General features: G+C 36.9%; 5 protein-coding genes. 2 read left to right on the top strand and 3 right to left on the bottom strand.

The window, feature by feature from the left end; translation table 11 throughout:
• Nucleotides 1-49: 49 nt before the first annotated feature.
• A complete protein-coding gene (locus BC008_RS42560; protein WP_027846539.1) occupies nt 50-826 on the bottom strand; it encodes a hypothetical protein in 777 nt (258 codons plus the stop codon).
• Nucleotides 827-1334: 508 nt separating this feature from the next.
• Nucleotides 1335-3977: an alanine--tRNA ligase gene (alaS, locus tag BC008_RS42555; protein WP_027846538.1), complete on the bottom strand. Its 2643-nt coding sequence runs from the start codon at nt 3975-3977 to the stop codon at nt 1335-1337.
• A gap of 543 nt (nt 3978-4520) precedes the next feature.
• Between alaS and BC008_RS42550 the strand changes: the two genes are divergently transcribed.
• The gene (locus BC008_RS42550; protein WP_027846111.1) at nt 4521-4718 is read left to right on the top strand and encodes a heavy-metal-associated domain-containing protein; all 198 of its coding nucleotides are present in this window, start codon (nt 4521-4523) and stop codon (nt 4716-4718) included.
• Between the two features lie 1883 nt (nt 4719-6601).
• On the top strand, nt 6602-7657 hold the full coding sequence (locus BC008_RS42545; protein WP_027846110.1) for a GGDEF domain-containing protein: 1056 nt from the start codon (nt 6602-6604) through the stop codon (nt 7655-7657).
• Between the two features lie 144 nt (nt 7658-7801).
• Here BC008_RS42545 and BC008_RS42540 read toward each other — a convergent pair whose 3' ends face one another.
• Nucleotides 7802-8470, bottom strand: a complete 669-nt coding sequence (locus tag BC008_RS42540) for a hypothetical protein (protein WP_027846109.1) — start codon at nt 8468-8470, stop codon at nt 7802-7804.
• Between the last annotated feature and the right edge of the window lie 1321 nt (nt 8471-9791).

Here is a 9791-nt window from a genome sequence, read left to right as displayed (position 1 = left end):
AAGTCCTCTTCTAATCCTTTTGGTTGGTCATGGATACCTGAGTAACTCCTTACCCCGGAATTTTGAGGGGATACTCAGGTTGTAAGTAAAAAAATGACACTATCTCATTATTCGCATTTAGAAGTAAAGGGATAAAGTTATCTCTCTTAACGACTTGATAATTTTCGTCAGAATATACAGGATGTTTAAATATAGCTTTATATATAAAATTGTTAGTATATTTCTGAAGAAAATTTCCTATTCCCTCTTTAATCTGAGGTGTAACATTTACTTGTTGACCAGTCTTTTTATTAACTCCCTGTAGAAATGGAAGAAAATCATACAGACTAGAAGTGTGACTGTTTAAATTTTCAGGCCCGTGATATCTTATTGATACAAGATGATATTCAAATTCCTCTGGGGAGGAAGCAAATACAACAATTACTGACTCTTTTTGAAATATATCCTTTAGTTGCTGTACCAGAATATTTGCACAAGGCGGTCTTGGATCAAAAATTGTTGCAGGATAGCTGCTTAAGAAAATTGTTTGTTCGCTTGACTTTGACACCTTTTGATGATGAGACTCGTCATATTTAATTGGTTCTTGTTCTTGTAAATCCACGATTACAATATCGTACTCGTGAAGATTATCTGGAAAATCACAATTTAATAGACAGGGATGCGAAGTATAATAATCTGAATTTGGTACTTCAATCTGAGAACCTAATGTACCAGAAAAACATTGCAACCCTCTCTTCTGTAAAGCTTCAATTATTTCTGGAGCTAAATCAATGGCACAAATTTTTGGTTTTTCCTTTGTTTGAATATCAGGAATTTCCTCAGTCATATTTCACTTGATTAACTGTATTTGTACTCAATGTTAGCGAATTTACCAAAATTCTAGGTGCGGTGAGACACAACAACATTTTATACTGAGAAAATTAATTCATCCTATTGCAAACCAAAATAAATATTGTGTTGCTCATTTAATATGCTAGATTACCCACTATCTAACAACACGGGTAAAGTAAAAGTTTTGGTTTTTATTCAAATTCAAAAAGTACACGAGGAAGACCTGACTGTCTTTTCTGTTTTATTTTTTCTCTTTGATTATTTTAAACAGTAGGGTGCTGTTAGCGACAGCGTAACGCACCACCTGAGATTCAAGGCGCGTGTTAATCTATTCATTGCTAACAATGCATCTTCACCAATTTGATTCTGGGAATCGGAAACAATAAATTAATCAAATAAATTATTCAATATCATTATTTTTGCGGACGGTGTGTTACGGCGCGGTAATAAAGGTAATCTAAAAAATAAATTCTCTTGCGCGCCTAACACACCCTTGTATCAAATCAACCCAAATTGGCTTGCAAATCGGCTTTCGCTTTCTCCAAAGCTTGGGGTAACTTACTTGCATCCCTTCCCCCAGCTTGGGCTAAGTTGGGACGTCCACCACCTCCACCACCGCAGACTTTGGCGATAGCACCGATGAATTTACCTGCTTGCAATCCTTTTTTATTCACTTCAGGGGAAAATGCAGCAACTAAACTGACTTTTCCACCTTCTGGTGTGGAACCGAGTACCACAGCTGCACCTTTACCGATTTTCTGTTGTAAGCGTTCGGCTGCAGTTTTTAAGGATTCGGGGTCTACCCCTTCCATTTTGGCGACGAGGTATTTAAATTCAGCGACGGATTCAACTTTTTCTAGCAAGCTGTCGGATTTTGCGATCGCAAGTTGTCCTTTGAGGTTATCAACTTCTTTTTGGGCGTTTTTGAGTTCGGTTTGCAGAGTTGTAATTCTGTCGGGAATTTCTTCGGGTTTGACTTTAAATCTGTCACTTAAGTCTTTGACTACATTATCCCGCACGTTTAAGTAATCCAAGATTGCAGGTCCGGAGACTGCTTCAATTCTTCTCACACCGGAAGAAATTCCGGCTTCGGAAATAATCTTAAATACGCCGATTTCAGCGGTATTGCTGACATGGGTCCCACCGCATAGTTCCATTGATACGCCAGGAAAGTCAAGAACGCGGACTTCATCGCCGTATTTTTCCCCAAACATTGCAACTGCACCTTTGGCTTTTGCTTGGTCTATGGGCAGAATTTCAATTACAGCAGAATGTGCTTCGGCGATCCAGGTGTTGATAGTTTCTTCCACCTGTTCTAATTCTTCTAGTGTGACAGCACGAGGACAGTTAAAGTCGAAGCGTAAGCGGTCGAAATCTACTAAGGAACCGGCTTGGGATATTCCTTCATCAACAACTTTCTTTAATGCTGCTTGCAGTAGGTGGGTAGCGCTATGGTTTGCTTGAGCGCGACGACGACAACTCCGGTCAATTTGGGCGGTAATCTTATCTTCTACTCGCAGGGTTCCCCGTTCGATTTTACCAAAGTGAACGAAGAAATCCGATTCTTTTTTGACGTCGTTAATTCTAACTAACAAGTCTTCACCGGAAAAATAACCGCGATCGCCAATTTGTCCGCCGGATTCGGCATAAAATGGAGTCTGATCTAAAACGATTTGGACTTCCATCCCTGCTTCTGCTTCTTCTTGGGAAATTCCATTTACCAGCAAAGCTTCAATTTTGGAAGTTGCAGTTGCTTCGGTATAACCCAAAAATTCTGTGGGATGAATGTGTTCTGCAAGTTTATCGAGGGAACCTTGTACGGTTAAATCGATGGTTTCATGGGCGTTCTTAGCGCGATCAACTTGTTTTTGCATTTCCACGCCAAAACCATCAATATCTACGGTCAAACCTTGTTCGGCGGCGATTTCTTCGGTAAGTTCTAAGGGGAAACCAAAGGTATCGTAAAGTTTAAAGGCGTCTTCACCGCTAATAACAGTTGTGTTTGCTTGCTTTAATTTTTCAATCACTTCTGCAAGTAGTTTTTCACCCCGTTCCAATGTATCGAGGAAACGTGACTCTTCCCGTTTTAATTCAGCTTTAATTGCATTTTCTCGATTGCGTAGGTCGGGATAAGCATCTTCAGAAAGGGAAATCGCAGCTTCTGCGACTTGTAGAGTAAATTCCCCTTCAATTCCAATTAGTCTACCATGACGTACCACCCGCCTAATTAAGCGTCGTAATACGTAACCTCTACCGACATTAGAAGCACGGATACCGTCAGTAATCATGTGGACAACAGCACGGATGTGGTCGCCAATAACCTTTAATGAAGTTTTAGTTTTTTCATCGGATCCTGCGTAGTCAATTCCCGCAATTTCCCCTGCTTTTTTAATAATCGGAAAAATCAGATCGGTTTCATAGTTATTGGGAACGCCTTGGAGAATTTGCGCCATTCGTTCCAAACCCATCCCGGTATCAATGTTCTGGTTTGCAAGGGGTGCTAAATTACCATCTGCATCCCGGTTATACTGCATGAACACCAGGTTATAAAATTCAATAAACCGGCTATCATCATCCAAATCGATATTCTCATCGCCCAATTCTGGATGAAAATCGTAAAAAATTTCCGAACAAGGACCGCAAGGACCAGTGGGACCGGAAGCCCAAAAATTATCTTCGTTTAAGCGTAAAATTCTCGCCTCTGGAACGCCAATTTTATCCCGCCAAATCGCGTAGGCTTCATCATCTTCATAGAAAACACTGACAGCGAGGCGTTCTGGAGGTAACCCAAAAACTTCCGTGGATATTTCCCAACCCCAGGCGATCGCTTGTTCTTTAAAGTAATCCCCGAAACTGAAATTACCCAACATTTCAAAAAATGTGTGGTGTCGTTTAGTTACTCCAACATTTTCGATGTCGTTAGTCCGGATGCACTTTTGGGAAGTGGTCGCTCGTTGAAATTCGGCTTTGCGCTGTCCGAGAAATATGGGTTTAAAAGGTAGCATCCCCGCGATCGTCAGCAGTACTGTAGGATCTTCTGGTATCAGGGAAGCACTGGGAAGAAGTTGGTGTTCCCTTTGGGCGTAGAAGCTCAAAAATTTAGAGCGTATTTCGTTACCGCTTAGATGTTGGGGAGTTACAGACATTGGTCGTTACTTATGGTTTATTATCTCAATAATATGAAGAAATTATAATTTTAGTTATCCTTGACAAGGATTAGTGTCTCACAGTTAGCTTTCAGCGTAATTCGAACCTAACAGTTCTTATACTCAATTACTTGTGCAACGTAATACCTAGAGCAGAAGGGCGTCGGCAGATCAGCTGGTAACGGCTCCGGATCCGTAGGTAGAGCAGCTATAGGTAGCGCAGCTATAGTTATAGCGTCTAGCTGTGCTACCTACGATTAAGCCTTACGCTAGAGACAAAGCCTCGTGCTGCGCTAAAGTCGTTAGACGCGTCCAACCCATTACCCTGAGGCGCTTCATTACTCATTACTTATTACTTATTACTTATTACTTATTACTTATTACTCATTACTTACTACTCATTTCCCCTTGGGTAAATTTACTCTTGTGCAGCCACCCTATAGTGGCACAATTACTTAATTTTTATTGTACGGTCAGCCTTACCCTTTTAAAGGGAAAAAACTTTCCGTTCACTCTATCACAAGTCGATCGACAATATTAGTTATGGCATTAAAGTTACAAGTACCGGATATTAACTGTAATGGTTGTGCAAAAGCAATTACTACATCAATCCAAGTTATAGAACCCGATGCCAAAGTAGATGTAGATGTAGAAAATAAAATAGTGATAGTAGAATCAAAGACCTCCTCCGAATTTATCAAACAAGCAATAAATGCAGCCGGCTTTGAGATTATTTCCTAGTTGCAGTAAATCCCAAACACTTTTTGCCGCAGGAATATAGTTACTCACTAGGAAAATTATTGTCCAAACCTATCTCAAAAATTTTCCTAGTGGATAGGTTGGTACCTAATTGCTGTTGATAATAGCGTAGATTGTAATTTATCAGACAAAACATTAAGAAAAAATAAATAATTATCTTTAATAAAAAAATTACTAACAATCAAAACTATTTTTTGTTTTAATATTTTGACGACGACTAAACTATCAGTAAAAGTAAATTTCTGCCTATTTCTGCAGAAAACTTTTATTTGTTCTCGAAACTAAACGGAGATTTTGGCATCAGAAAGATGTAGAGTGCAGATTTAAAAACTGGGTATATATAATTTTTTCAATAAGTAATTAGGACTTACGTACTCATTACTTTAGCACTTAGCGCCTAGCGCAGCGTAACGGGTTGGACGCGTCTAACGACGAATGCACGCGTCTGACGACGTTAGCGCAGCAATGCCGTAAGGCTTAACCGCAAGGTAGCGCAGTTATAGCTATAGGCTAGAGCCTGAGGGGCACCTGCAGTGTTTGTACGCATCACGGAAGCTGCATCTCACGTCACGCCGCAGGCTCTAGCTATAGGTATTACGAGTCCCTTCGGGACTTATTTTCATTAGCGGATCCGTAAGGTAGCGGCTCCGGATCCGTAGGTAGCGCAGCTATAGGTAGCGCAGCTATAGCTATAGCGTGACCGCAAGGTCATTGGTCTGAAATACTGTTTTCTCGCGGAAACACTTTGCTAACCTATCGTCGCAATGACCGTATTTAGTTTATCCATGGTGTAAGTCTTGAAGTAATTTTAAGTAAATAACTTTGCTTATCTACTTGAAGAACAAAAATGTTTTCCAGAATTCACAAATATTTATATTAGTCTTGATAAATTTATTCAAGTACCATTACTGAGCTATGGATGGAACTTTATTTTTTAGCCCTGGTTTTTACTTATTTTCAAGATTCACATCATGAGAAAATGTACTGCTGTAAAGAAGCCAAAAGAACGACTACAGTAGGATTTCAATACAATAGAGCGTAAACACAGCAAATGTTAAAAGAGGTTTTACTTGTAACTGAGAGCAGAGATTTTTTATTTAAATATTTAGTATCAAATCTAACTAAAGTGTGATGACGATATTTTTAACTCAAGATATCTACAAATAATGCAAGCATTCAGATATTACTAAAGTCTAATGACAAAATTATTAAATTGAAATATCAGTCTCATTTGAATAAGTAAGCTAGGAAACACTCATTGCTTAGAAATTCATATAAGATTTTTTTTATGCTCAACGTATATCGGTTTTTACTGATAAGTAAATCTTTTTAAGTGTGCTAAATATGATGAAGAGCAAAACTGATTTTTATTAAATTCAGGGAATGGGAATGTTGTTAAAATCTTGGATTTGCGAAATATTACTCGTTTATATTAAATCATATGCTGATTCATGGCTCCATATGAAATATCAGATTGATGCTATAAAAATCCTTAAATATAAGTATTGAATAGAAAATACATACTATAAATGTTGGTAGCAATTAAACATATTAGTCCCTTGAAAATACTGTTTAGCTGTTTAAATCATATTTAATTTTCAGTATTTTTACTGTTTTAAATAAGTGCTATTTCGACAGAAATTATGTATCAGAAATAAAAATGTCAACAATACTCGTATAGATAAAAATTTTATTAGGAGAAAAATGAAAATACCTGCTGAACCTATAAAGAAAAGAATAAGATATCCGTTAATTCCCTAACCTTAAAAATACGGGCAAACCGAAAAATAACTGTGGATATCAGTGAAATTTACGAATTTTTAAACAGCCTAAGTTGAAGTAATCTGAGAAGCAAAAGTAATAAGATGAACATTTCCATTTTTGTCTTTGGAAATGACAAATTTATAGCTACACTCCCCAAAGAAATTCGTGACACAAACGTTTTCAGTATTGAAATGATTACCAATCTGAACGAGGCGGTGTCGCGGATCCAAAACTTTCCTCCAGACGTCATTCTTGTCCAAGCTAGTCAAGATGGAAGTATGGAATTATGCAACTGGTTAAAAGAACAGACAAAGCTATCGTGGATATATTGTATTTTGCTCGAAGACCGTCCTCGGTTGGTTGATGCTCGTACGGAACAGAGTCGTGAATGGGAGTTGGATGTAACTTGTACAGCCCTCAGACAAGGTGCTGATGCTTATATTTGGTACTCTTTAGAGGAACTCAGGAATTACCCCAACACAAAGAATGTCGAATCTGATATTAGCCATCGTTTATTGCTAGCACAGTTAACTGTAGGTTTCCGTAAAGCACAAAAATATCGAGATTTAATCCGTACCAATGACGTACTTTCCGCAATCGCTTTAGCTGATTCGTTAACGGATTTTAATAATCGTCGTGCTTTGGAATGGGAGTTACCCAAACATATAGACAAAGCACGAACTACTAAAAAACCTCTAAGTCTAATTATTTTAGATGTAGATTATTTTAAGAGAGTTAATGATAATCATGGGCATTTAGTAGGCGATCGATTATTGCAATTATTGTGTACTCGCTTGCGTTACAATCTCCGCTATCAAGATACTCCATTTCGTTATGGAGGTGAGGAGTTTGTCATTCTGTTAAGCGATACTACAAGTCAAGAAGCTTACACCGTTGCTCGTCGTCTAAATCATGTAGTTAGCGACCAACCGTTTGCAATTAATAGCAACTTAAAGATTGACATTACAATTAGTTTGGGAACGGCAAGTTTACGCGCTGAGGATGACCCTGAAGGTATTAATTTATTGGATCGTGCTGACCGATATTTATTACAAGCTAAATCAAATGGGCGTAACTGTGTAATTTCCTGTAATAACAGTAGTACTAGCAGCGTATCCAATTCTCATACTCCACACTTAAGAGTCGTATCGTCTTGACAATCTGCCGTCTCATGAGGGAGATTCTTATACCGATTTTGATGTTGCTACACTTAAAACGCGTCAAGCGAGCGTTTGTAAAAGGGAACGGGGAACATATTCAAAGAATTGATGTGTAGCGGTGTTTTTTGAAATTAGTTGGTATTATTTGGATGCTTTTAAACATTCGCTAACTGATTTTCTCTGATGCATTGCATCAACAAGGTTTTGATAGTTAGACAAATTGTCTTGAATTAAGGTTTTTGCTTGCAAGGTGTAAAAACGTAATTTTTGCTTGTTGTTGTTTGGGGAAAATCCTAAGGAATTGAGAATCGCATTTAGCTTACTTTTATCGTCCGCACCACCCTCGACTTCATCATAAACTAGTTTCTCAGCAGCAATCCCAGCCATTAGTACGGTACAGTAGCGATCCAACATTTGGGCGCTAATATGACCTGCTTCCACTTGCTGTGCTAGTTCTTCATCGTCAAAACTTACCCCACCTTGTCCTAACTGATTTTGTTGTAAAGCCTCCCAAGCACTTAGAGTATAACCTGTAACGGCAACTCCTAATAAAGAAGCAACAAGGAAATGTCCTGCTTCGTGGTGGACAATACGTTCTCTATACTTGGGAGAAAAGCGAGCTATTGAGTCTAATACTAAGTTTCCTCCTTTTCCTTCCCAGGCAAAGTTATCTATACTTGCAATTCCTAATACAGCAAAAGTTACGATCGCAGGAATTGTCTGTGAAATATTCAACAATGGTCCCAACAAGGTGGACATAGTCATTGCAAACACGGAGATAGCGATTAAGTTAATAGCTACTTGGCCCATTTTCAGATTTTATTAATTCAACTTAATATTTCTTAATTATGTAACAAGGTGAGCTTTTCAGAACATATCTTCAGAAATATTTTCCTTGCCATATGCACAAAATTCCCTTCATAGGCAAAATATGCTTTTAAATATCATTACTTTCAATACAGTTAGATAAAGCGTATTGCAGATTTGCTCGGAATTTATTTTTATCTTCCTATCGTAAAACTTCCCGAGCAATAGCATCACCTCACGTAGGATATTAGAAGAACACACAGTAAACTTAGCTAAAATCCACAAAATCAAACTCACACGTATCGCTACATAACCATGCTACTGCCATTCGTTTCCAAGGATATTTGTCAGAGTAATTATTAGAAATATTATTAGAAATTTATCTAAATGCTTTGCTTGTAAACCCAAATACATTTAAGTTACCACAACTACATTTGTTATCCCCGTAAATTAGGCAATATAGCTTATCTAATACTGAGTGACAATAAGTGCTATAATCTACAAGATATGCACAGTAAACTAATCAATTATTGTCTCATTTTGCGAACTTTTTGTAAGTAATATTACAGGAGACAAAACTATTTTTAATAGTTAAGAAACTATAAGTTTTTAGGAAAATGTAGTTTTAGTGTTGATTCCAGTATTAACGAAAAGCCAGTTTATAAACTATAGATGAAGATACGTGTAACTCAATTTCATTTAAATAAATATTATGATTTTCATTGCAAAATGTATCAGATGAATACAGAATTTTCAGTGTTTACGCAGTAATATTTTTATTATTTATTTGATAGAGTAATAAGAAATGAATTAACTGTAAGAAATTTTTGTAAAATAAAAAAATGTATTTAAAATTTAGAGAATTTTCTTTTAAAAGCCAAACTAAGTAAATAATTTGCTCCCATAAGTAGGTGATATTTCTCAATTATAAGTAACGATATATTTAACTTACCATCAAATTAGGAAAAAACATATTATCGATACTGCATAAAAAGCATAAATAAGAACTTTATTTTGATTCAATAGTACAGTTATGATACATTCAATCTTGACTTATATTGGCATATTAGTTTATTTGTTAATGGCTATTTGTTTTTTTAGAGAATGGCTAGATTTTTATCTTGCAGATAAAGACATGAATTCAAATGAGAGGTTTTTCTCTGGTATTGTCCTAGTATTAGGAAGTTTTTTATGGATTGTATTTGTTCCTTTGGCATATTTGGAACTTCTTAAATTCCATAAGAAAAATAAGAAAATCATCGAATTTATGATGGATAACAATAGTATTTACGAAAAGTGAAATTTGGAAGTGAAATTTGGATAT

Source organism: Mastigocoleus testarum BC008 (genome assembly GCF_001456025.1).
In the GTDB taxonomy this organism is placed as follows: Bacteria; Cyanobacteriota; Cyanobacteriia; order Cyanobacteriales; family Nostocaceae; genus Mastigocoleus; species Mastigocoleus testarum.
Note: the sequence above shows the minus strand (reverse complement) of the source record. Positions and strands in the feature narration are given on the sequence as shown.